We start from the raw sequence: 24,772 nt of genomic DNA, 5'->3' as shown, positions 1-24,772 counted from the left end.
ACGCGGGGCCAATCAGCGCGACGCGCGCCTGCGCCGCCGCGCGAGCCAGCCTGCCGCCGCGGCGAGCGCGGCGAACGGCGCGGCCAGGGGGGCCTTGCTCCCCGGGCTCACGGCGCACATGCCGGCGGACAGATCCCCGGTCACGCCGTCGGGACCGATGGAGACCTCGGCCTTGGCCTCGACGGAGATGCCCTGCGCGAGCAGCGCTCGCACGCACGCCGGGACCTGCGATCCGGAGATGATGTACTTCCCCCCGCAGAAGAGCGCCCCGTCCCCGCTGCAGGAAGCATCGCAGTTCGCGCGGAACTCGTGCTCGCAGTCCTCGAAGATCTCGTCCTGGCAGGTGGTCTGGCAATCCATGTTGGCGTCGGCGGTGCACGAGCCGCCGCAGCACTCGATACAGTGCTGATAGCAGCCTCCATCCACCGTCACGCACTGGGCGTCGCACTCGCTGTCGCAGTTCGCGTCCCACGTCGCGGAGCACCTCCCGGGGTCGGCGGCGGCGGCGCACTCGGCGTCCCGCTCGGTGGTGCACTCGACGAAGCAGTTGTGGGAGCAGATGACGTTGACGCCCCTGTCGCAATCCGTCTGGCACTGTGTGGTGCAGCTGTCCGTGCAGGTCGCCTCCGCCGACAGGGAGCACTCCGTCTTGCAGACCGGCACGAGCTTCGTGGCGCACGCGGTCTCGTAGATACCGAGCTCGCTGCAGCTCGCGTCGCACTCGGCCGAGACGCGCACCTCGCAGCCCGAGAGCTCGTCGAAGCGGATGTTGCCGCACTCCTCGATCCCCGCGCGCGCTGGGAGAGCGGCCGAAAGACCCACGGCGATGCTCGCCAACCCAAGAATTCTGGATGCTCTCACGATGAACTCTCCTTCTTGAACGGCCGCAAACACAGGATGGTACACAGGGCAAATCTCGTCAGGGAAGCGCTATTTGCGCGGCTCGGGCCCGCGGCGTGGGGAGCGTCTCAGGGCGCGTCGGCGCGCGTCGGTGCGCGTCGGTTTCAGGACGCCTTCAGGACATCGGGCGCGCCTGTGAACGCCAGTTGATGGGCTCCATGTGAATGCCGGGCGACGGTTCGGCCATCCCGCGAGGCCGCCGCGGCGCGTTCTCCGACGCGGCGACCTCGCGGGAGGAGCGCGGAATCAATCGGCGGGCCAGGGGTTCGGCGGCTCGGCCGGCGTGTAGGGCTGCACGCTCGCCTCCGCCGTGATGAGGTTCTCGATGAACAGCTCGACGTAGCGCAGGTCGTCCTCGACGTCCGGGTCCGGGTGCTCCTCGAGCCACGCCTCGACGTTCGGGCGCAGCGCCTCGAGCGTGCGCCGCGCGGTGCGGGGGTCGGCGTCGGCGGCGAGCTGGGCGGCGAGCTTGAAGCCGGCGTAGAGGTTCAGCATCACGAAGCCCTTCTCGACGGTATCGCCGGAGAAATAGCCGCCCTCGGGCGGCGCATCGGGCGTGCTCGGCGCCTCGATCTCCACCTCTTGCGCGTGGATCTCGCCGGTCAGCGGGTGCCTCCACGACAGCGCGAGGGAGCCCACCGCGCGCGGGTCTTCGACGCCTTGCTGCTCGGGGTTCGGCACGAGCTCGATCAGGATGGCGCCGCCGCCGCCGCGCCGGCCGGAGCCGACGGGCTCCGCGGCGCTGGTCCGGCCGGCGAGGAAGAGGCTCGGGATGTTCACGGCCCCGCCGCGCTCGCCGCCCTGCCAGCCGTTCGTGCCGTAGACGCCGCGCACGACGTAGCCGTCGCCCACGGCGACGTCGAGCTCGACGTCGAGCGCCAGGGGCACGAGGAACGTCTTCACCTCCTCCGTGAAGACCTCCTCCACCGCCGTCGGGTCCTCGAGGAAGTAGAAGTTGCCCGCGCCGACCTGGCTGATCCCGCGCATCGCGTCGACGTCGAACTCGGCGCCGACGCCGACGGCCGTGACGCCGATCCCCATCTCCGCGTACCCGCGCGCGAGCGAGACGAGCCGCTCCGGGGAGGTGAGCCCCGCGGTGGCCACGCCGTCGGACAGGAAGATCACGCGGTTCTGCCAGCCCGGATCGAGGTGCCGCTCCGCGACCGCGAACGCGGTGAAGAGCCCCTCGTACAGGTTGGTCGACCCGGCCGCGACGAGCCCCTCGAACGCCTCGGCGAGCGCTTCTCGGTCCGAGCCCTCCGCGTGCTCCAGGACGACCTCGGCGGTGTTCGAGTAGCGGACGAGCGAGATCCGGTCGGTCGGCCCGAGCGCGTCGATCATCTCGACGAGCCCCGCCTTCAGGTAGTCGATCGGGTCGCCCGTCATCGAGGCGCTCGTGTCGACCGCGATGACGAGGTGCAGCGGCGGCCGCTCGAGCGCGCCGAGATCCACGGGCGAGTTCATCCCGACCTGGATGAGCGTGCAGGGCGAGCCGCTGATCATGTTGCCCATGATCCCGAGCAGGCCGTGCATGCACACGTCGTCGCCGCAGGTCGCGGCGGGGTAGTCGAGCTTGTGCTCGGCGAAGAAGCCGACGTCGTCGAGCGTGTCCGGCCCGGGGATCTCGCCGTCCTCGAGGATCTGGCGGAACAGGCCGAAGTCCTGCGAGCCGCCCTGGGAGACGCCCACGCTGCCCGGCGGGGTCCCCGGCGCGATCGGATCGGCGAAGCCGCCGGAGTCGCTCGCGTCGTCGCTGCTGCAGCCGAGCGCGCCGAGCGCCGCGGCGGCGCAGAGCGCGAGGAGAGGATGGATTCGAAGCTTCATGGCGTGACCTCCTAGGGCGCCGGCGCGGCGGCGATCCAGATCGACTCGAGCAGGCGGGGTTGATCGATGGGGGCGGTGAAGCAGTCCGCGTTGCGGACGGGCATGTCCTCGGCGCGCACGACGAGGAGCGTCTCGGCGCCCTCCGCGAGCGCGGCGCTCTCTCCGGCGCGCAGCGAGACGACGCCGGAGACGCCGTCGCCGAGGAGCGACACCTCGAGCGGCTCGACGAGGCTGCCGCACGCGTCGTGGAACCCGCGGCAGCCCTTGAGCGGGGTGAGCTCGGCCCGGAAATCGACCGGCGGCTGCCGGCCGATCATCGATCCGCGGGCGAGCACGTTGCCGCGCAGCACGAGCACGGCGTGCGTCTCGCTCTCGATGTGGATGCCGCGCGCGAACGCCCGCTCGTTCTCGGGGCGCTCCGGGTAGACGCCGCCGTCGATCTCGACCGGGCTCAGGTGGAGGAGGTCGCCCGCGCTGAACGGGATCGCCTCGGCGGGAGCGCAGAGGAAGAAGATCTCGCCGCGATCGAGCGCGAGGGCGTGGCACCCGTCCGGGGACGACATGATGCCGGTGAGGACCGCCGTCTCGGAGACGGGCACGGTCCAGTCGAGCCGGCTCCCTTTCACCGAGACGCCGCACGCCTCCGCGGGCAGCCGGCGCTCGGCGGGCGGCGCGTCGAACACCGCCGGGTGCTCGGCGAGCGCGAGCCGGGCCCCGTCGCGCTGCAGCGCGATCATCCGGCCGGGCAGCGAGTTGTCCGTCGTGGTGACGAGGAGATCCTCCGGGAATTGCTCCGCCGACCACGCGAGCAGCGTGAGCGGCAGCCCGTCGGCGTCGATCAGGTAGGCGTCGCACCCCGCGTTGTCGAGCGGGAGCGCGCGGCCGGGCGCGATGAGCCAGGTCTCGGCGTTCTCGAACAGATCGCGCGAGAGGGCCCCCTCCGGATCGGCGAGCATGACGCTGCAGTCGACCCGCGCCGACCCGCGGAGCCGGCGCACGCGGAGGAGCTGCTCGGTCTCGGTCGCGTTGCCGATCAGGAGCGACGCGACCTCCTGCGGCGGCGGCGGCGCCCACGGATCACACCCCGGGTCCTCGTCGCCGCCGCACGGCTCGTGCGGGGAGCTCGTGGCCACGCACGCGAGGCTGCCCGCCATCAGCGCGAGCCTTCGCGCGATCGGGCGCTGCGCGGGCTCGGGCCGCCGCGCGGCCTCGCCGAGCACGCGGTACGAGACGACGAGCATCGGAAGGGCGATGAGGTCGGTCGGGTCGACGGTGATGCGCCACGGGAGCGGCGTGAGCGCCATGAGCGCCTCGACCGCGCGGGCGGCCTCCGGAGCGAGCTTGATGGCCGAGAAGACAGCGCCCGTGGCGACGTGCGCCCCGAGGAAGCCGCGGCGCGAGGTGAGGCCGAGCAGCGAGGCGAGGACCGCGGGCGCGACCAGGAGACCCGCGAAGTCGCTGAGCTTTCCGGTCGCCCACCCGGGGAGCAGGCCAGACCCCTTGAGGGCGTGATCGTTCAGGACGAGGAGCGCCAGGGCTCCTATCCATAAAGGGTGAAGGAGCGATCGATACGAGCGCAGATCTCGAGGCATCGGGGCTGTCCTTCCGTGCGATGAGGGCCAGCACGGTGGCCAAGCAAGCGAACGAGGGGCTTGCCGAGGACCGGCCCAAAGCAAGGGCCATACCCTACAAAAATATTCATGAAATCAATCGCTTATGCGTCTACTCCCCGGCGCGCCCCCTGACGCGGATGTCAGGCAGCCGGGCTGCGCGCCGCGCGGCGCGGGCGCCGGGGCGCCCGGGGCCGCGGCCTCGGGTCGCGCCGACGGGCGAGCGTCGTCGGGGTGAGCTCGGGGAGCGACCGCGCCGGCGGCGGGGCGGCGGCGCAGCGCGGCGGGCGCGCGGAGAGCGGGGGAGTCCGGGTCAGGGCGTGAGGACGACCTTGACGCAGTCTTCGAGCTTCTTGTTGAAGACCTCGTAGCCATGCGGGGCGCGCGAGAGCGGCAGGCGGTGGGTGATGATGTCGTCCGCGCGGAGGTGGCCCTCCTGGATGTGCCGCATGATCTGATCGACGAAGTTGTGCGCCGGGGCCTGGCCGGCCCTCATCCTGAGGCCCTTGTCGAAGAACTGGCCCAGCGGGAAGTTGTCGTACGGCACGCCGTAGACGCCCACGATCGGCACGACCCCGCCGCGGCGCACGGCGCTGAAGGCGAGCTTCAGGGTCGATATCGTCCCGACCTGGCCGTGAAGCACGTTGGCGGCCTTCTCGAGGACGGTGCGGTGCGCCTCCATCCCGACCGCGTCGACGCACACGTCCGCGCCGCGCCCGTCCGTCATCGAGCGGATCGCCTCGACGACGTCGACCTTGTCGATGTTGATCGTCTCGGCCTGGGCGACGTCGCGGGCCTTCTTCAGGCGGTACTCCTCGCGATCGACGCCGATGACGCGCCCGGCGCCGCGCAGCCAGGCGATCTTCATGGTCGCGAGCCCGACCGGCCCGCACCCGAACACCGCGACCGTCTCTCCGCCCTTGAGCTCGGCCCACTCGATCGCCGTCCACCCGGTGGGCAGGACGTCGGTCGTGAAGAGGACCTGCTCGTCGGTGAGCCCCTCGGGCACCTTCCGCGGCCCGAAATCGGCGTACGGGACGCGCACGAGCTCGGCCTGCCCGCCGTCGTAACCGCCGTAGATATCCGTATACCCGAACAGGGCGCCGCCCTTGCTCTCGATCACGCCGCCCTCGGGGCCATAGTGCTTGGGGTTCGATCGCTCGCAGTGGCCCGGGAGCTCCGCCTGACAGAAGAAGCAGTGTCCGCACGCGATGGGGAACGGGACGATGACGCGATCACCCTTCTTCAGCTTCGTGACCTGCGGGCCGGTCTCCTCGACGACGCCCATGAACTCGTGGCCGAGCACCATGGGCCGCGCCTGCGGAAAGAAGCCGTTGTAGATATGGAGATCGGAGCCGCAGATCGCGGTCGCGGTGACGCGCACGATGGCGTCGGTGGGCTCTTTGATGCTGGGATCCGGAACGTCTTCGACGCGGACGTCGGAAGGTTTGTGGAAAACAAGCGCCTTCACGATGCCTCCTCCTCTGGTGAACCCTCGGTACAGGGCGATCGACGGCTCTACCCGGTCGAGCCCACGCACGAACAGCTGGACACGAGCGCTGGGTCGCATAAAGCGAGCCACGGCGGGAATGCGCGCCCGAGGACGGAATCTGGAGGGCTGCGGAGAATCCGAATGTGGCGCGGTGCCCCAGGGTGGCGCTTTGTCTCGGAGCCGCCCGGCGGCAGCGGGCCGGGCCGCCCGCCGCCCTCGTCGACGCCGCGCGCGCGCGGGCCGCCGTTCCTCCGCGACGCCGCTGGCCCCTTCGCCGGCGACGAGGTCTACTCGTCTCCGATGCTCCCCTCGTCCTCTTCCGGTTCCGGTTCCGGTCCCGGTTCCGCGCCGCTCCTCGGCGCGAGCTTCGTCCGCGAGCTCGAGGTCCTGCAGCGGCGGCTCGAGATCCGCGCCCGCTCCGGGGGCGCCGGCGAGCACCTCGCGCGGCGCCGCGGCGGATCGGCCGAGTTCAAGGAGCACCGGGCCTACGCGCCCGGCGACGACCTGCGGCGCATCGACTGGGCCGCCTACGCCCGCACCGGCGAGCCGGTGCTCAAGCTGTTCCGCGCCGAGGAGGACGTCATCGCCCGGCTCGTGTGCGACGCGTCGGCGTCGCTCGATTTCGGGGAGCCCACGAAGCTCGACGCCGCCCGGCGGCTCGCGGCCGCGGTCGGCTACATGTCGCTCGCGCGCTCCGAGCGCGCGCAGCTCTTCGTGGCGGGCGACGGCATCGCCCGCGAGCACGCGCCCGTGCGCGGGCGCGCCGGGCTGGCCGCGCTCCTCCGCGCGCTCGACGGCGTGAAGGCGGCCGGCGGGACGCACCTCGCCCGGGCCATCGACGCCGTCGTGCGGCGGAGCGCCCGGCCGGGCCTGCTCTGCGTCGTCTCCGATTTCTTCGATCCCGGCCCGGTCACCGCCGCGCTCGGCCGCGCGGCGCAGGCCGGCCACGACGTCGCGCTCCTCCAGGTCGTCGCCGCCGAGGAGCTCGCGCCGAGCTTCGAGGGGGACCTGACGCTCGAGGACGCCGAGACCGGGGCGCTCATCGACGTCACCATGGACGCCGCGGCCCTCTCCGCCTACGCGGCGCGCTTCGCCGGGCTCTGCGAGGCGCTGCGCGGCTGGGCTCGCCGGCACGGGGCGACGTACGTGCGGGCGCGGAGCGACGAGCCGCTCGAGGGCGCCGTCCGCCGCTTCGTCGCGAGGAGCGTCGACTGACGTGGCCGCGCCGCTCGCCCAGGCCTCCGCGGGGGCCCCGCTCGCGCTGCTCTCCCCGAGCGGCCTGTGGCTGCTCGCGCTGCTCGGCCCGCTCGTCCTCCTCTACATCCTCAAGATCAAGCGGAGCCGCCGCCGCGTCCCCTCGACGTGGCTCTGGGCCGCCGCGCAGCGCGACCTCATGGCGCGCGCGCCCTTCCGGAGGCTCCTCGCCCAGCTGCCGCTCCTTCTGCAGGCGCTCGCGCTCGCGCTGCTCGCGCTCGCCCTCGCCCGCCCCGCCTCGCGCGGGCGCGAGCTCACCGGCGATCACGTGGCGATCATCCTCGACGCGAGCGCCTCGATGTCCGCGGCCGCGCGGGGCCCGTCGGGCGAGGCGACGACGCGCATCGAGCTCGCCAAGCAGCTCGCCAGGGATCTCCTCTCCGGCCTCACCCCGGGCAGCGACGCGCTGATCCTCGAGGCGGGGCGCGACGCGCGGCTCGTCGCGGCGCTCGATCGCGATCTCGTCCGGCTCAGGGCGGCGATCGATCCCGTCGCCGCGCGCGACGTCGAGGGCGATCTCGGCGCCGCGGTCGCGCTCGCGGTCGACCGGCTCCGCCAGCTCGGCGGCGCCCGCCGGATCGTGGTGATCACCGACGGCAACCTGGCCCGCCCCGGCGCGCTGCGCGGGGTGTCGCTCCCGCTCGACGTCATCACCGTCGGCGACCCGATCGACAACGCCGCCATCGTCCGCGTCGACGTGCGCTCCGGCAGCGCCGGCAGCGCGAGCGGCGAGCCGCCGGAGGCCAGCGAGGAGGTGCAGGCCTTCCTCGTGGTCGCGAACTTCGGGGCGCAGCCGCGCGACGTCTACGTGACGATGCGGCAGGACAGCGCGCTCGACGTGCTCGGCTCGCGGCGCGTGCTGGTGAAGCCGGGCGAGCGCCTGCCGGTCGTGCTCACGTTCCGCCCGTCGCCCGGCGACTACCGCAAGGGGCTCGTCTTCGAGCTCTCGCCGCGCGACGCGATGCCGCTCGACGATGTCGCCTACGGCCGCGTGCCGGCCGGCGACAGGCTCCCGGTCTTCCTCGCGTCGGCCGGCGCGGGCCGGGGCGATCCGGGCGCGGGCGCGCAGCCGGGGGCGGGCGCGCAGCCGGGGACGGCGTCCGGCGGCTCCGCCTGGCTCGAGCGGGCGCTCGCGTCCGACCCGATGACCTCGGTCACCTCGGGCGGGCTCGCGGATCTCCTGGGCGCGCCCGGGCTCGATCCCGACACGTTCGTGGTGATCGACGGCGCCTGCCCGCCCGACCCGCCGGGCGGCGATCTGCTGATCGTGAACCCGCCGCCCGGGCGCTGCTTCGGCACGCTCGTCGGGCCGGCGCTCGAGCGCCCCACGCTCACGTCCTGGGACACGGCCGATCCGCGGCTGCGCTTCCTCACGCTGGACGGCGTGCACCTGCGCGCCGCCTCGTCCCTCACCCCGGAGGCGGCGGCGCGGGCGCTGATCCGCGCCCAGGAGGGCACGATCGCGACCGACATCTCCACCTCGTCGCGGACGGGCACGCTGCTCGGCTTCGACGTGGGCGAGAGCGACTGGCCGCTCAAGGCGTCCTTCGTGCTCTTCGTGCGCAACCTGCTCGAGCAGGCGCGGGCCCACCGCGCGCACGGCATCACCGGCCCGGCGCGCACCGGCGAGCCGCTGCGCGTGAGCGTCCCGGCGACGGCGCGGGACCTCCAGGCGATCGGCCCCGCCGGCAAGCGGCTCGACGTGGCGCAGCGCGCCGGCGTGGCGGTGGTCGCCGAGACGCCGCGCGCCGGGCTCTACCGCCTCGCCTGGCAGGGGCCGCAGGCGGGGTCGGTCGTCGTGCCGGCGAACCTCACGAGCGTCGCCGAGAGCGATCTCACGCCGAAGCCGCTCGTCGCGGAGGGCGGCGGCGAGGTCGCGGTCTCCAGCGCGGCGGGGGAGCCGGACGCCCACACCGAGTGGACCTGGCTCGTGGCGCTCGCGGCGCTCGCGTTCGTGGTGTTCGACGTCTGGTACTTCACGCGCGTGCCGCGGCGACTGCAGGGCACGACAGCGCTGCCGCCTGAAGCGACAGACGGGTCAAAAGTGGAAGAAAGAGCGAGAATTTAACGCAAAGGCGCAAAGGCGAGGAGCTATTTCTTGCGTCCTTGCAACGCAGCGGCGCGAAGGCGCATGGCGGCTCGCTCCCCGGCCCGACGTCCCGCGGGAGCCAGGCTCCTACCCGACCACCCTGGCTGATATGGTCTTGGTCTCGATATCGACCCACAACCGAGATCTTCGAGCCTCGAGCTCCTTCGCGTAGAAGATCTTCGGGTAGAGCTGACCGTTGAGCGTCACCCCTTGTTTGCAGGCGGCCGCGATGGCCGCCTTCGTCGCGGCGAACAACCTGGCCACGTTGGTCTTCCTGGCCAAAGGGCGGATCGTGACCTGCTCGAGATCCTCACCGCGCTGACGCGCGCCGGCGAACTCGAGCAGATCTGCGGCCTCACGGTCGACGAAGCTCCAGTCCTGCTCGCTCGCGGGCACCTTCCGCAGCGCCAGATACACAACCTCATAGCCGCCGCACAAGTACTCGTCAGCCGCGAGGGGGGTTGCTTCGACGACGGAGAGCGCCGCGCCATGATGAGCGGTCTCGAAACGCTGGAGCACGAGACGCGCCTTGTGAGGACGAGCGACGTCGGCGATCATCTGAAAGAGCATCGCTGTCGGAACAAACGCCTCTATCCTGGTCATGCGGTGTTCTAGGCCTCATCGTCCTCGCCGAGCCCCTCCCACCACTCGGCCAGGTCGATCTCCACGTCCTCGAACGGCGCCGCGCGCACCTTCTCGTCTTGACCGTGGAGCCCCAGCTCGATCCACCGCCCGTTCTCGAGCTGGCTGACCAGCAGCGTCCGCCGGACGGGATCCACGTACCAGAGGTGAGGCACGCCGATCTCAGCATAGAAGCGGCGCTTGACGAGGTTGTCGTAGCCCGCCGTGCGCGGCGAGAGGATCTCGCAGGCCCAGTCAGGAACGAGCCGGATGGGCTCCCCGGTCCGCGGGGGCCTCGGCATGCGCGCCCGGCGCCAGCCTGCGACATCGGGCGAGATCTCGGGCGCGCGATCGAGCTGGATGCCCGGCTCGGGGAGGATCCACCACCCGCCCGGTCCGCCCTTGCCTCGCTGGTAAGGGTTCTTCAGGTCGGCCGTGATCAGGCCCTCGATGTTCGCGTGAACGAAGCGCGGGCGTGGAAAGGCGTACAGCGTGCCGTCGATGATCTCGCCCCGCCAGTCGGGCGGAAGCTCGTCGAGGTCGGCGAGCGTGGCGGGCTGGACGAGTTTGTCGGCGAGGTTCATGCGCGACCTCTCGCGAGCATACCTCGCGGCGGCAGCGGTGGCTGGGCTCCCGAGAGCGCGGTACAGCCGAGCGAGCGCCGGCCGTCTGGCCGGAACGCCCGCCTTGACGGCGCGCCCGGCGCAGCGCCTACGCGCTTCGGCCAGGCGATGGCTCTGCTGCGGGAAGGCTCTGGAGGCAGGTGACAGCCTCGTCCCAGCGCAGGGCGCGACTCGGCTCGGCCTCGCGAAGCCACCGCCATTCCTCGCCCTCGTCCTGGGTGATGATCCGCGATGCAGCGTCGTCCTCCACGGGGGTTGCGTGCCGCGTTGGTATCGATCCAGAGGCGCACTTCAAGTGTCCTTGGAGGACGTGGCGAGGTCGAGCCATCCTCCGCGGTGCCGCGCTTCCGCCGGCCCGCAGCGCACTCACCACCGCCCGCCTCCGCCGAGCCCGGACCGCTCCTCAGCGTCCGCCGCCCTCACGGGCAAGCCGCCTGCTCCGCGTGAGGCCGCCCCCGGTGCAGCCGGTGCCCCCGGCGGCGCGACGACCACCGGCGGCTTGGCCGGCCGCGCTCTTCCAACCATGAAAGGCGTGGCGTTACGCCACAACTCACGGGCGCGCAGGCCTCCTCGCGCGGGAGCCACTCGCCCTCGAGCGACACGCCCCGCACGTCCTCCCGGACGCCCCGCGCCCTCAGCCACGCGGCGAGCGCCTCGCCGAGCTCGCGCATGCTCGACCAGCGCAGCGACGGCTCCTTCTGCAGCCCGCGCTCCACGATCGCCCAGAGATCCGCGTCGAGGCCGCACGCGTCGACCAGCGACGGCACCGCGTCCTGCAGGACCGCGCGCAGGCCGTCCAGCGCGTTCTTCGACGAGAACGGCGGCCGCCCCGAGAGCAGCTCGTACAGCATCGCGCAGAACGACCAGACGTCGGCCCGGCGATCGACGTCGGGGACGGCGAGCGCCTGCTCCGGCGGCATGTAGTCCGGGGTCCCGAACACCTCGAGGCCCCCCGTCGACTGCCCCTCCTCGCGCTCGGCGACGAGCTTCGCCACGCCGAAATCGACGACCTTCGGCTGCAGCCGGCCGCCGCCGCGGCGCACCAGCATCACGTTGTCCGGCTTGAGATCGCGGTGGACGACCCCCTTCTCGTGCACCGCGTGCATCGCGGCCGCGACCGGCAACAAGAGCGCGATCGCCCGCTCCGGCGCCATCCCCCCCTCGCGCGCCAGCACGCTCCTCAGCGACTCGCCCTCGATGAGCTCCATCACCAGGTACGGATCGCCCTCGGCCGTCTCGCCGAGGTCGAAGATCCGGACGATCTCCGCGTGGTTCAGCCTTCCTGCGGCGCGCGCCTCGCGGAGGAAATACTCGTTCAGCTCCGCCGACCGGAGCTCGGGCCGCATCAGCTTGATCGCGACCTCCGATCCGACCACGACGTTGGTCGCGACCCAGACCGTGCCCATCGCCCCCTCGCCGATCTTGCGCACCAGCCGGTACTTGCCCGCGACGAGATCCCCCTCCTGGTAGTGCACGCTGCACGGGGCCTCACCGAACCCCTCGTCGAGGTCCCATGAGCTGTCGTTCGAGGTGCTCCAGGCGTCCGTGGTCTCGATGCGCGACATGATCTCTCCTGCCCCCTGCTGCGCGGCCCCGCCGCACCGTGCCCGCGCTGAAGCAGACAACGTGCCATCTTTGACAAACATGGAAATGTGAACAGGCGGGGCCCAAATGCCGCCCGTAACCCGCTCGAAACCGACAGGGACGCCGCACGACTGCCCCGATGGGGCACTCGGCCACACCCGCCGAAGCGGCATCCCCGGAGCGCCGCAAAGATGATTTACTGCGGCACGACCGCATGCGGACCGAACGGAGGCCTCCCTGATCCCGGCGGCCGCGCTGCGCGCCTTGCCCCATGTCGCCACGCTGGCCGGCGCGCTCCTCTTCGCCGCGCTGCTCCGCCTCGCCCTCCGACAGGGCGCGCTCCGCCGCCCGATCCTGCTCGCCTGGATGCTCGCGGGCGCGCTTCCGGCGCTCTACGTGGGGCTTGTCTGGTGCGGGCTGCTCTCGGGCGCGCAGCTCCGGCTCGCGCGGCCCTGGGGCGCGCTGCTCGCGGCGGGCGCCACGTCGTTCGTCGCGCTCCGGTACCTCGCGCTCGCGCTCGCGTCGCCGTACGCCCGCAGGCAGGGAGCGTGGCGCACGCGATTCGGGGATCTCCTTACGCCCTTCGCGGCGTTCGCCGCGGCCATGGCCGTGGCCGGCCCAGAGATTGGCCGACCACTCGACCGGCTCACCGTCCTGCTCGCGATCGATCGCAGCCGCTCGATCGACCTCGTGCCGAACGCCGACAAGCGCGTCGCGCAGGAGCTCTCCGTCGCCGAGCTCGGCATGCGCGACGACGACCGGATCGCCACCATCGCGTTCGCCGCCGGCGCCGCCACCGAGGATCCGCCGCGCCCGCGCTCGCAGCTCCCCGCGCCGCAGCGGGTCGCGCTCGGCCGCGACGGGACGGACCTCGCCGCGGGCATCCGGCGCGCCCTCGCCGAGGTGCCGCCGGACTCCGCGGCGCGCGTCGTGCTGCTGACCGACGGGGTCGCCACCCGCGGCGACACGATGGCCGCGGCCGCGGCCGCCGTCGCCGCCGGCCTGCCGATCGACGTGCTCCCGCTGGAGCAGCGCCTGGTCCCCGACGTCCGCGTGGTCGCCCTCCGCGCGCCCGCGCGGGCCGACGAGGGCGAGGCGCTCGATCTGCGGCTCGTCACCTCGTCGCCGTCGCCGGCCGAGGTCGAGATCCGCCTGCGCCGCGACGGCGAGCTCATCGCCCGCGCCGACGCCTCGATCGCCGCCGGGGAGGACGTGCTGCGCATCCGCGAGAAGGCGCCGGGGCCGGGGCTGCACCGCTACGACGTCGAGGTCACCGCGAAGGATCCGCGGCTCGACGAGGCCGCCGAGGACAACGCGGCGAGCGCGTTCCTGCGCGTGCGCGGGGCGGCGGCCGCGCTCGTGCTGGAGGGCGACGCCGGGCAGGGCGCGTTCATCGCGCGGGCGCTCGCGGACGGCGCGTTCCGGGTGGACGAGGGGGGCCTCGACCGCGTCCCGACCGACCTCGGGGAGCTCGCCGGCTACGACGTGGTGGTGCTCAGCGACCTCCGCGCGGCGGACCTGTCGCCGAGCCAGATCGAGGCGCTCGCGAGCTACGTGCGCGACCTCGGCGGCGGCCTGATCCTGATGGGCGGCGACCGGAGCATGGGGCCGGGCGGCTACGCGCGGACGCCGCTCGAGGAGGTCTCCCCCGTCTCGTTCGACCTGAAGCAGGAGCGCCGGCGGGCGAGCCTGGCCGAGGTGATCGGCATCGACATCTCCGGCTCGATGGCGGCGAGCGCCGGCGCGCACACGAAGCTCGAGCTCGCCAACGAGGCCGCCGCGCGGTCGGCGTCGCTGCTCGGCCCCGGCGACCGGCTCGGCGTCGCGCACGTCGACACGGCGGTGCGGTGGAGCGTGCCGCTCGGGCCGGTGGCGGACAAGGCGGCGATCGACAGGGCGATCCGCGCGGTGGGGCCGGGCGGCGGCGGGATCTACGTCGACATCACGCTCGACGCGGCGTACCGGGCGCTCGACCGGGAGGCCACGAACCTGAAGCACGTGCTGCTCTTCGCCGACGGGTCGGACGCGGAGAACATGGGGCCGTGCCGCGCGATGGTGGGGGCGGCGATGCGCCGCGGGATCACGACGAGCGTCGTGGCGCTGGGCCAGGGCTCCGACGTGCCGGAGCTGGAGGCGCTGTCGCGCCTCGGCGGCGGCCGGTTCTACCTGGTGGAGGACGCGGGGCGGCTGCCGGCGGTGTTCACGCAGGAGACGATCCTCGCGGCGCGGAGCGCGATCGTGGAGGAGCCGTTCCAGGTGGCGCTGGGCGCGCCGTCGTCGATCACGGCCGGCGTGCCGTTCGGCGAGGCGCCGCCGCTCGGGGGTTACGTGGTGACGGTCCCGAAGGGCCGGTCGACGGTGCTGCTGTCCGGGCCGGAGGGGGATCCGGTGCTCGCGGCGTGGTCGGCGGGGCTCGGCCGGGCCGCGGCGTTCACGAGCGATCTGAAGGGCCGCTGGGGGGCGGCGTGGACGCGCTGGCCGGGCGCGGCGCGGATGATCGCGCAGGCGGCGCGCGACGTGGCGCGCAAGGCGGAGGATCCGCGCGTGCGGCTCGAGGCGGACGCGTCGGGGGGCGAGCTGTCGGTGCGGGCGAGCGTGATCGGCGACGATGGGCGGGCGCAGTCGTTCCGCCGGCTGGTCGTGCACGTGGCGGGGCCGGACGGCTTCGCGCGGGAGCTCCCGCTCGAGGCGACTGGCGCGGGGTCGTACACGGCGACGCTGCCGCTGTCGCGGCCGGGCACCTACGTGGCGGTGGCGCGGGACGAGCTGACGGGGGAGGCCGTGGGGACGACGGGGACGGCGATGACCGCGGGCGAGGAGCTGCGCCCGACGGGCAGCGATCTGTCGCTGCTCGGGCGGATCGCGGAGTTCACCGGGGGCAAGCGGCGCGACACGCTGGCGGGCATCTTCGAGGACCGGGCGGCGAGGCGGTTCGCGTACCGGGACGCGACGGCGGGGCTGGTCGGCCTGGCGGCGCTCGCGCTGCTGCTGGCGGTGGCGGCGCGGCGGCTCGCGCTGCCGGAGGCGGCGTGGGCGTGGGCCGCGCGGGCCGGGGAGCGGCTGCGGGCGCGGCGGTCGGGAGCGGCGGTGGAGGAGGCCAGCGCGGGCGAGACGGTGGGGGCGCTGCTGTCGGCGCGGGAGCGGGCGAGGACGGCGCGAGAGGGGGGGCAGGCGCGAGCGGCCGGGAGGGCGGCGGCGAGGTGGACGGCGCAACCTGGGTCGGCGGTGCAACCTGGGTCGGCCGCGGCGGTGCAACCTGGGTCGGCCGCGCAACCCGGGTCGGCGCCGCAACCTGGGTCGGCGCCGCAACCTGGGTCGGCGCCGCAACCTGGGTCGGCTGCGGCGCCTCGCTCCGCGCCGTCACAGGGAGCGCACCAGGCTCGGGCGCCAGGAGCGACGCCGGAAGGACGGCCGCTCACCGCCGCGGAGAAGATCCTGGCGCGCCGCCGCGGGCGCCAGTGACATGGCCTGTACTTCGGGCGCGCCATCGACACGTCTGGAACGCCGATGACGTTACAATCCCGCAACATCGATCCATGGGAAGCGTCGCGCAGACTCGCCTCGTGAGCTCTCGTCGGGGGCTCGACCCGCTCGTGAAGGCGGAGGGCGAGCGCACGCTCAGCGTCGGCGTGAAGGCGCTGCGGAGCGTGCTCGGAGCCGCAGAGGCTGCCGGGATCGACGCGAGCTCGATCGCCCGAGCGCACGGGCTCGCGCCGGAGGAGCTGCGCAACCCCGACTTCCGGCTCTCCTATCGCCGGTGGATCGCGCTCTGGGACGATGTCGTCGAGAGGGCCGGCGATCCGGGCGTCGGGCTCCGCGCCGCGGAGGCGCTCTCGATCGGCCACTGGGACGTGATGGACTTCGTCGTCGCGTCGAGCGACACGGTGGGCGACGCCTTCCAGAGGTTCTCGCGGCACTTCGCCGTCATCAGCACGGCCGTGCGCCATGTCCTTCAGGTCGATCGCAAGGAGGCCCGGCTCGTTCGGGAGCACGTCCCCGGCGCGGCCCCGCACCGGGTCGCGACCGAGTTCGGCTTCGCGAACATCGTCCTGCGCTTCCGCGCGCTCGCCGCCACACCATTGTCGCCTTCCTCGATCCAGTTCCGTCACCCGCGCTGCGCAGAGCTCGAGACGTACACCCGGATCTTCGCTTGTCCGATCCGATTTCGAGCGCCCGGCGACGCGATCGTCCTCCCGCGCGCGGCGCTCGCGACGCCGATGAAAGGGGCCGCCCCCGAGCTCTGCGCCGTCCTCGATCGCCACGCCGCCCTCCTCGTGCAAAAGCTCCCCCCCGCCCAGGCGAGCCTCGTGGAGCGCGCGCGGCACGCGCTCGCCCTCGAGCTGCACGGCGGCGCTCCCAGGCTGGCGACCGTGGCGAAGCGGCTCGGGCTGAGCGCGCGCACGCTGCAACGGCGCCTCTCGGAGGACGGCTTTCCCTTCCGAGCGCTCGTCGAGAAGACCCGCGAAGAGCTCGCGCTGCGCTATCTGGAGGATCCCGCCATCGGGCTCGCGGAGATCGGCGCGCTGGTGGGCTTCTCCGATGTGAGCGCGTTCTACAAGGCGTTCCGGCGGTGGACGGGGAGCACGCCGGGCCAGCTCCGCGACCGCTCCGTGGCGTAGCCGGAGGCGCCGCCGGACAATCGATTGGCGTGGCGGCACAATGCCGAGGGCGGCCCGGGTCCGTACGCTCCGGTCATGCGCTCCTTCGCCCGCCGCTCTTGTCTTGCGTGCCTCGTGCTCGCCTCGGGCTGTCTGGATCCGGACGCGCCTGGAAACCTCGTCCCGAGGACGGTGGCGGAGGACGACGCGCTCCCTCGCTTCACCCTCCGCGACGGCGCCCGCATTCACCTTCGCACGCAAGGGGACCCGAAGAACCCCACCCTCATCACGCTGCACGGCGGCCCTGGCGGCGACATGCGCGGCATGCTCGGCCTCGGCGCGCTCTCCGAGCGGTACTTCGTCGTCCACTGGGATCAGCGAGGCACCGGTCTCTCGGAGCGTGTCCCTTCATCGGACTTCACCGTCGAGACGTACGCGGCGGATCTCCACGAGCTCGTCCAGCGCTTCTCCCCCGACGCGCCGGTCACGCTGTTCGGGCATTCGTGGGGCGCCATGTACGCGGCCCTCTATATCCAGCGGCACCCCGACCGCGTCGGAGAGGCCGTCCTCAGCGAGCCGGGCTTCCTGAACGCGTCGATCGCGAACGAGACCGAGCTCTTCACGTTCGGCCTCACCGCCGAGGGGCTGAACGATCTCGGTTGGTCGGAATGGGCCATGAGCCCCGACGGAGACGCGCGCGCAGACTTCCTCCTGTCCTTGGGGCAGGGCTGGTCACAGCCAGGGTATTACGAAGACCCGGACGACCCCGACAACTTCAAAGCGTTCCGCCTGGGCGCGCGCGCGATGCGGGACCTGCAGGGCTCGGCGAAGACGGACGGAGCGTGGGACTTCGATTTCTCTTCGGGCCTCGATCGATTCTGCAAGCCGGTGACCCTGATCGGAACGACGATCAACACCGTCATCGGGTTCGAGCAACAAGAGCGCCGCCACGCCCCTCTGTTTTGCGACGTCGAGCTCGTCCGCGTCGAGGGCGCAGACCACGGCTGGGTGAACAAGCACCCCGATCGTGTCATGGAGGTCCTGCGCGCCCATCTCGGCGCCTACGAGGGGGCGAGATGAGGGCCGTCGCCCTCGCCGCGGCGATCGCCGCGACGGCGGTCTCCGCGGTCGCGTCGGCCGCGCCCATCAGCGGGTATCAAGGGGAGCGAGAGAACGCGACGCACGTCAATCTCGGCTGGAACTCCGCGCCCGCCCTGGAGCTCGCCTACGGGCGCGCGATCCCGATGGAACGGCTCGTGCGCCGCCTCGACCTCGAGATCGGGCTGACGCTGCCGGTCTTCCTCGTGACGGAGCTCGACTCTTTCCGTCTGGAGCCGGCGGCGCGCGCGATGCTCGTGCAGCGCGGCGGCTGGGGGCTCGCCGGGCGCCTGGGGCTGCCGGTGCAGACGGGCGACAACCAGACGTTCCAGTTCGTGAGCGTGGGCGCGCACCCCGGGCTCGCGGGCGGGTATTTCGAGCGCGGCTGGTTCATCGCGCTGGAGGTGGAGTACACGGCGATCCTGAGCACGTACATCGCGGCGAGCGATCGCGCGCGCGCGACCTACGCGGGCATTCGCGACGGCTTTTATGCGCCCGCGGGGGGCTACCTCGACGCGAGCCTCGCGTTCGGGTTGTCGATCGGCTCGAGCGTCGAGCTCGGGCTGCGCGCGGGCTATCGATCGACCCACGGCCTCGAGCCGCCCCCGCTCGTCCCCTTCCGCGCCGAAGTGGGCGTATCCTACGCGTTCGGAGCGCCGGCAGCGGCGCCGCCCCGAGCGATCGATCCGTAGCGAAGGCGATCGCGCGCTTCGGCCAGGTCGGCTGCCAGCAACTCCCCGAACGCCGCCAGCACCTCCCGGCGACTCCCCAGCAGCCCCGGGAGGCCTGCCGGCACCCGCTGGTACGGCTCCTCGGACCTGCTGGTGCGGCTCCTCGAACCTGCTGGTGCGGCTCCTCGGATCTGCTGGTACGGCTCCTCGGACCTGCTGGTGCGGCTCCTCGAACCTGCTGGTGCGGCTCCTCGGACCTGCTGGTGCGGCTCCTCGGACCTGCTGGTACGGCTCCTCGGACCTGCTGGTGCGGCTCCTCGGACCTGCTGGTACGGCTCCTCGGACCTGCTGGTGCGGCTCCCCGGACCTGCTGACACGATTCCTGGCCGTCTCGCCGCGTGCTGGCCGCGCTCCGGGCCCGCTGGCCGCGCTTCCGGCCCGCTGGCCGCGCTTCCGGCCCGCTGGGGTGCTCCGCAACTCCATTGTGACGTAGGATGGTGGCCTCCTTCGACCAGACCTGGTTTCACTCGGTCGGCAACATCGAATCTCAGCTAGGAGTCACCGTTGCCTTTTGATTGCAGCCTCGCCGCGGCCCGACCGCTCGCCGCTTCCCTCCTCCTCGTGGCCGGGTGCAACGCTCGTACACCGGGGAGCGGCGGCGATGCAGCGACCACCGACGCGAAACCACGGGGAACCCCGGCCTCGACGTCGGCCGCGCCGTCGTCCTCGAGGCCGGAGGCCCCGGCGGCAAGTCGGTCGAGCGGTGTCCCTCCCGCCGCGGACCGAGCGGCCTTCAGCCCGGTCACCCTCGAGACGATCCAGCGCGCGCAGCACAAGATCACCGAGGGCCACGCGGCCGGCGTGAACCTGCAGCCCTACTGCGAGCCGGAGGTTCAGGCGCCCGGCAGCACGAGCCCGGTCGGCGAGATGGCATGGCCAGAGCTCCGCGTGACCGACTACCAGCCGCTGCACGACCTGCTCTCGAACCACCCGTCGTTCATCGGGGTGGTCCCCGAGCGGAAGCGGCGGTCGATCGTCGTCGTCTTCGAGCCGGGCTTCCACGATTGGGCATCGATTCAGGCCCGGATCCCGGTTCCACGGCGCGTCCGGGTCGAGCTGCGTCCCGGCTGTCACACGCGGGAGCAGAGGGAGCTCGCGCAGCAAGCTCTCGAGGCGCTCAGGAGAGAGCCGGCGGTCGGCCCGGCGTTGCACGCATGGGCGCCCGATGCCTCGATCGCCGGCTTCCGTGTCTTCGTGCTGCGGGGAGACACGGCGACGGCGGCGCTCGTCGTCGAGCGGCTCGGCTCGATCGCGAACGTCTGGTTCAGCAGGCCCTTCGGGAAGCACTGAGCTCCCGCTGCTCGACCGGGGCGCGGACCGCCCGGACGTGACGCGCCCGGGCAAACGCGCGCGGCGCCGACCGAGGTGGATCAAGCGGCGACCCAGGAGCTGCGCGCTCTCTCCTGCGCGCTGAACGCCCCGCTCCAGGCTCACGTCATCTTCACGCCCAGCGGGCGCTACGCCGCCGTCCTGGAGTAGCCATCGCGGGCCATATCCACGACCACGTAGAACCCCTCAGGATCGCGGAGGTCCGGCGAGGAGCGCGAGGGGGGAGCGTATGGTCCTTCGCCGCCAGGACCGGCGCGGCCGGCGTCGCGTTCGCATCCGCGTCGGGCGGGTCCCGATTGTATGCCCGACAGAGCGTGGGCGAAATTGCTGCTGCCATGAGCAAGGTCACGGCGCTGGGGCTGGATACGGTCCACGAAGGTTCTGGACATCAGATGACCGGCATGGCCGTCAGCGTGTGCACGACGCCGGCGGCGCCCAGCCCGCTGCCGATTCCTTACCCCACGATGGGCACGGTGGCCGAAGGGGTCATCGACGCGCCGATGCGGACGAAGATCGAAGGGAAGAAGATCCTGACGGTCGGCGGGTGCATGAAGGCGTGTCACGGCAACGAGCCGGGCACGTTGAAGGAGACGTTGAGCCTCAACACGGGCGGTCCGTGCTTCCCGTGGCTCGGCGCGCCGAACGTGCTCGTCGAGCTGGGGATGGCCGGGATCACCGGCAGCATGGGGCAGATGAACAAGTCGGTCACCGCCGGCGCCGGGACGAGCGCGAGCGGGGCGGGGGGCGCCGGGGGCGGGGGCGGCGGCGGCGGCGGCGGCGGCGCGGGGGCGCCGGGCGGGAGGAAGCCGAGCACGCCGGGCGGCGGCGGGGGCGGCGGCGGCGGGAAGAGCCACAAGGGGGCGACGGCGGGCAAGTCGTCATCGCCGCCGGTGGACCAGTGCACGACCGAGGGGCACCCGGTCGACGTCACGGACGGCGCGGTGGTCGACGCGGCGACGGATATCGAGGTGGCGGGGGTGATCCCGCTCGTATGGGCGCGGCACTACCGCTCATCTCGGTACGAGGAGCGCGACGCGGCGCTCGGGCCGGGGTGGGCGTTTTCTTACGAGCAATGGATTGAGGAGGGAGAGCAGGTCCTCGCGCTGCGGGACGGCCAGGGGCGGTGGATCTGGTTCGAGAAGGTCGGGCTCGGAGAGCGCGCGTTCCACCGGCGCGAGCGGCTGGAGCTGCACCGAGACGGAGCGCGGGCGTACCGGGTGGTGGAGCTCGGGTCGCGGCAGGTGCGGGTGTTCGCGGCGGAGGGCGGATCGGCGAGGGCGCTGTTGCGCGCGATCCGGGATGCGCACGGCAACGAGATCCGGCTGGACTACGAGGGAGAGCGGCTCGTCCGGATCGTGGATACGGCGGGGCGGGAGCTCGGGGTGCGGTGGAAGGACGGGCGGATCACGCGCCTGGAGCTTTGGGCGGAGCGGCGGCTCTGGCAGTGGGTGGACTACCGGTACGACCGCGCGGGGTGCCTGATCGCGGCGGTCGATGCCGTGGGCGGCGTCGAGGCGTACGAGGTCGACGCGCGCTGCCGGATGACGGCGGCGACGCTGAAGAACGGCGAGCGGTTCTGGTACGCCTACGAGAATCCCCACGGGCACCGGTGCCGGAAGGCTGGAGGGCGGGACGGGCTCTACGAGGTGGAGCTCCGCCGCGACGAGCGGGCGAGGACGACCGAGGTCCGCGGCGAGGAGCCGCGGGTGTACACCTGGAACGCCGACGGCCTGGTCACGCGCGCGGCGCTGCCCGATGGGACGGTGCTGTGGGAGCGGGCGTACGACGGGGACGCGCTCCTCGTCGCCGAGGTCAACGGCGACGGCGAGGGCGTGCAGACCTGGCACGACGCCCGCGGGAATGTGGTCCGGGAGATGGATGCGCTCGGCAACGAGACGCGGTGGGAGCACGAGGGCGACCTCGTGGTGCGCGAGATCAGCCCCGAGGGGCTGGTAACCCAGGTGATGCGCGACGCACGCGGCGAGGTGAGCGCGGTGCTGTTGCCGACGGGCGAGGCGGTCTCGTTCGCGCGCGACGATCGCGGGCGGGTCACGGGCGTGTACGCGCACCGCGGTGGGCAGGACGGGCTGCTGTTCGGCTACGAGCACGACGCGCGGCACAACGTGATCGCCGAGATCGACGCGCGCGGCGCGCGGACGACGTACGCGCACGACGGGGTGGGGAGGCCCGTGTCGAAGACTGACGCGCTGGGGCGGACGACGCGCGTGACGTACGACCCGATGGGGCGGCCGATCCGCATGGATCGGCCCGACGGGACGAGGGCTGTTGCGACCTACGATCGCATGGGCAACCCGGTGCGGCTCGTCGACGCGCTGGGGCAGACCACGCAGCTCGCCTACCAGGGCACGGGCGTGCTGGCGCAGGTCGTCGAGCCGGGCGGGGGCGTGTGGCGCTTCGAATATACGAGCAAGGAGCGGCTGCACGTCATCACCAACCCCAAGGGCGAGAAGTACGTCTTCGGCTACGACGATGCAGGAAGGGTGACGCGGGAAGAGACGTTCGACGGCCGCAAGCTCCGCTATGGCTACAGGAGCTCGGGGCGGCTCGGGCGCATCGAGCTCGCGGCCGACCGGACCTGGTGGCGCAACCTGTTCTACGACCGCGCGGGCAACCTCACCGGCGACGAGACGCCCGACGGGGCGATCCGCTACGCGCGCGACCGGATGGGGCGGCTGCTCGGGGCCGCGCTCGAGGAGGCGAGCGGGCTGCGCGTCGAGACGTGGTTCGAGCGCGACGGGCTCGGGCGCGTGGTGTGCGAGCGGCAGGGCGACAAGGCGGTGCGCTACGCCTACGACGCGCGCGGCCGGCGCATCGAGCGCGTCATGCCGAACGGGGCGAGGACGAGGTATGCCTACGACGCGCTCGACGCGCTGAGCGCCGTCGAGCACGACGGGCACCGCGTCGCGATCGAACGCGACGTGCTCGGGCGCGAGGTCCAGCGGACGAGCGGCGCGCCGCGCGACGGCGACGCGGCCGGAGAGGTGGCGGCGATCGCGGTGCGGAGCAGCTACGACGCGATGGACCGGCTCATCGAGCAGCGCGCGACCGCGCCGGCGCCGGGCGTGCCCAAGGTGCTCGTCGCGCGGCAGTGGCTGTACGACGCGCGCGGTCGTGTCGAGCGCATCGACGACGCGCGCTGGGGCGCGACCGCGTACCGCTACGACCGCGTCGACCGGCTGCTGTCCGCGCAGCGGGGGACCGTGCGCGAGGTGTTCGCCTACGACCCGGCCGGCTCGATCACGCGCATGCTCGAGGAGCTCGCGGGCAACGACGATCTGGGGCCGCTCGCGCCGGCGACGCGGGCGCAGCAGCCCCAGGGCTGGACGCAGCCGTCGTGGAAGCTCGAGCCCGGCGGCGTGCTGCGCAGGACCGAGACCGCGGCCTACGAGGTCGATGCGCGCGGGCGCCGCACCGCCAAGGTCGAGCTGGCGCGCTACCGCGAGAACCACCCGAGCGGCGGCGCCGCGACCGAGCAGGACATGACCCGCTACGTCTGGGACTGCCGCGACAGGCTCAGGGAGGTGCGCCTGCCCGATGGCACCGCGTCATCATGACCTATGACGCCTTCGGAAGGCGCGTGAGCAAGGAGGTGCTCCGTGAGGCCGTCGTCGGTCTGCCGCGCAGGGTCGAGTTCGTCTGGGATGGCGATGTGCTGGCGGCCGACGTCGACAACGAGCACGGAGCGCGGACGTTCGTCCACGCGCCGGGGACCTTCGTGCCGCTGCTCCAGCAGCAGGACGGGCGCGTGCTCACCTACGTCAACGACCACCTCGGCACGCCCAAGGAGCTGCTCGACCCGCGCGGGCTCGTCGCCTGGTCGGCAGCCCACTCCGCCTGGGGCAAGATCACCGACGTCTGGCGCGATCCGATCAGCGTCCTCAACCACAGGACCACCGTCGAGTCGCCGTTCAGGCTGCTCGGGCAGTACGCCGATGACGAGACGGGGCTCTGCTATACGAGGTTCAGGTTCTTCGATCCCGAGACCGGCGGCTGGTGCAGCCCGGATCCGCTCGGGATCCATGGCGGAAGGAATCTATTTGGCTTCGATGGAAGCCCATCAACCGTCGTGGATGCCCTCGGTCTTGCTACCGACGAAAAGCCGTGCCAAAAAGCTCAGACGACGGTCCCGACAGACCTGCATGCGTTTGGGAACAAGGCGACACCACGACCACCGCGCATCGAAGGGCATAACACGAAGCCAGGGCAGAAGGCTGACATGGTCCCCGACGCAAACAAGATGCTACAGCCGGACGTCACACAGGGAGCGTCGACATTCGCCGACCCCTCCCAGGCGCCGATCACCGGCCATTACCACACACTTCCAGCCGGCACAAAGCTCCCCCAAGGATTGGGAGTGGTCGCCGACGGCAAAGACGTCGGCGGCACGCACGCAAGGACGCATCACACCATCGTCGCTACCGAACCGATGACACCAACGGAGTTCGAGAGCAAATACAACAGCTTGCCGTGGAGCTACGGGGGAAAGAAATGACAAGCTCAAAACTCGCAGAGCAGGAAGCGCTCTGGCGTAACCTCGCTGAAGCACATCACGCATTCATCCAGGCTCGACGAGCCTTGCTCACACAGGCGGATTCCATCGTTGAGCTGGTTCGCTCAGCCTTGAGTAGGCCATCCGATCGAGCCCTGGCAGTCGACGTATTCCGCTGCCTCTCCGAGGAAGATCAGAAGAAACTCTTCCCCGACCTGCTCGCATTAAGCTGCTACGCGCATGGTCTATCTGGTGAAGCGATACAGCTCCTCATGCTATTACCTCGCGACTGGGTCACCCAGAACATCGAAGCCCACGCGGAGAATATACTTCGAGATGCCACGTACGAAGAGTACCGCATGTTGATACAAGTCTACGCGCAGCTGAGCCCGGCTCTCGCCAGAAAGCTTGCAGAGCGCGCCGCGCAAAGCAATGACGATGACATCAAAGAGGCTGGAGAGGATTACCTCGCGCAGGGAGCTGGAGGCGTGGTCGGAACCTCGTAGGCT

At 72.2% G+C, this 24,772-nt stretch carries 17 protein-coding genes; 10 read left to right on the top strand and 7 right to left on the bottom strand.

The features are described from left to right. Positions 1–12 precede the first annotated feature (12 nt). The 4 genes from WME98_RS27330 to WME98_RS27315 form a co-directional block, all read right to left on the bottom strand. Positions 13–861 (bottom strand): hypothetical protein, encoded by an 849-nt coding sequence (locus WME98_RS27330; protein ID WP_437944639.1) that lies wholly within the window; start codon positions 859–861, stop codon positions 13–15. Between the two features lie 285 nt (positions 862–1,146). Then, a complete protein-coding gene (locus WME98_RS27325; RefSeq protein ID WP_437944638.1) occupies positions 1,147–2,724 on the bottom strand; it encodes a vWA domain-containing protein in 1,578 nt (525 codons plus the stop codon). Between the two features lie 11 nt (positions 2,725–2,735). After that, the gene (locus WME98_RS27320; protein WP_437944637.1) at positions 2,736–4,316 is read right to left on the bottom strand and encodes a hypothetical protein; all 1,581 of its coding nucleotides are present in this window, start codon (positions 4,314–4,316) and stop codon (positions 2,736–2,738) included. A 331-nt stretch (positions 4,317–4,647) separates the two neighbouring features. After that, positions 4,648–5,805 (bottom strand): zinc-dependent alcohol dehydrogenase, encoded by a 1,158-nt coding sequence (locus tag WME98_RS27315; RefSeq protein WP_437944635.1) that lies wholly within the window; start codon positions 5,803–5,805, stop codon positions 4,648–4,650. Positions 5,806–5,967: 162 nt separating this feature from the next. Between WME98_RS27315 and WME98_RS27310 the strand changes: the two genes are divergently transcribed. Further along, positions 5,968–7,041 carry a DUF58 domain-containing protein gene (locus tag WME98_RS27310; RefSeq protein ID WP_437944634.1) on the top strand — a complete coding sequence of 358 codons (1,074 nt, stop codon included), beginning with the start codon at positions 5,968–5,970 and terminating at the stop codon, positions 7,039–7,041. Position 7,042: 1 nt separating this feature from the next. Then, positions 7,043–9,148, top strand: coding sequence for a VWA domain-containing protein (locus WME98_RS27305; RefSeq protein ID WP_437944633.1), 2,106 nt, complete (start codon positions 7,043–7,045; stop codon positions 9,146–9,148). A 108-nt stretch (positions 9,149–9,256) separates the two neighbouring features. Here WME98_RS27305 and WME98_RS27300 read toward each other — a convergent pair whose 3' ends face one another. The 3 genes from WME98_RS27300 to WME98_RS27290 form a co-directional block, all read right to left on the bottom strand. After that, positions 9,257–9,772: a hypothetical protein gene (locus tag WME98_RS27300; protein WP_437953944.1), complete on the bottom strand. Its 516-nt coding sequence runs from the start codon at positions 9,770–9,772 to the stop codon at positions 9,257–9,259. Positions 9,773–9,780: 8 nt separating this feature from the next. Beyond that, entirely contained in the window at positions 9,781–10,374 is a 594-nt protein-coding gene (locus WME98_RS27295; RefSeq protein WP_437953943.1) for a Uma2 family endonuclease, read from the bottom strand. Between the two features lie 458 nt (positions 10,375–10,832). Then, positions 10,833–11,978 carry a serine/threonine-protein kinase gene (locus WME98_RS27290; RefSeq protein ID WP_437953942.1) on the bottom strand — a complete coding sequence of 382 codons (1,146 nt, stop codon included), beginning with the start codon at positions 11,976–11,978 and terminating at the stop codon, positions 10,833–10,835. A gap of 283 nt (positions 11,979–12,261) precedes the next feature. Here WME98_RS27290 and WME98_RS27285 point away from each other — a divergent pair, with 283 nt between their 5' ends. From WME98_RS27285 to WME98_RS27250, 8 genes are all read left to right on the top strand, one after another. Next, a complete protein-coding gene (locus tag WME98_RS27285; protein WP_437953941.1) occupies positions 12,262–15,459 on the top strand; it encodes a VWA domain-containing protein in 3,198 nt (1,065 codons plus the stop codon). A 101-nt stretch (positions 15,460–15,560) separates the two neighbouring features. After that, positions 15,561–16,616 carry an AraC family transcriptional regulator gene (locus WME98_RS27280; RefSeq protein WP_437953940.1) on the top strand — a complete coding sequence of 352 codons (1,056 nt, stop codon included), beginning with the start codon at positions 15,561–15,563 and terminating at the stop codon, positions 16,614–16,616. 75 nt (positions 16,617–16,691) lie between these two features. Next, a complete protein-coding gene (locus WME98_RS27275) occupies positions 16,692–17,675 on the top strand; it encodes an alpha/beta fold hydrolase (protein WP_437953939.1) in 984 nt (327 codons plus the stop codon). Continuing rightward, the gene (locus tag WME98_RS27270; protein WP_437953938.1) at positions 17,672–18,385 is read left to right on the top strand and encodes a hypothetical protein; all 714 of its coding nucleotides are present in this window, start codon (positions 17,672–17,674) and stop codon (positions 18,383–18,385) included. Before WME98_RS27275 ends, WME98_RS27270 begins: the two co-directional genes overlap by 4 nt. 840 nt (positions 18,386–19,225) lie before the next feature. Then, on the top strand, positions 19,226–19,714 hold the full coding sequence (locus WME98_RS27265) for a hypothetical protein (protein WP_437953937.1): 489 nt from the start codon (positions 19,226–19,228) through the stop codon (positions 19,712–19,714). Between the two features lie 374 nt (positions 19,715–20,088). After that, a complete protein-coding gene (locus tag WME98_RS27260) occupies positions 20,089–23,328 on the top strand; it encodes a PAAR-like domain-containing protein (protein WP_437953936.1) in 3,240 nt (1,079 codons plus the stop codon). Then, positions 23,325–24,266, top strand: a complete 942-nt coding sequence (locus WME98_RS27255) for an RHS repeat domain-containing protein (RefSeq protein ID WP_437953935.1) — start codon at positions 23,325–23,327, stop codon at positions 24,264–24,266. Before WME98_RS27260 ends, WME98_RS27255 begins: the two co-directional genes overlap by 4 nt. After that, entirely contained in the window at positions 24,263–24,769 is a 507-nt protein-coding gene (locus WME98_RS27250; protein ID WP_437953934.1) for a hypothetical protein, read from the top strand. The genes WME98_RS27255 and WME98_RS27250 overlap by 4 nt, the downstream gene beginning before the upstream one ends. The last annotated feature ends 3 nt before the right edge of the window (positions 24,770–24,772 follow it).

The organism is Sorangium sp. So ce296 (assembly GCF_051529605.1).
Taxonomy (GTDB): Bacteria; Myxococcota_A; Polyangia; order Polyangiales; family Polyangiaceae; genus Sorangium; species Sorangium cellulosum_D.
The sequence above is the reverse complement of the archived record's forward strand: the minus strand, read 5'-3'. Positions and strand labels throughout refer to the sequence as shown.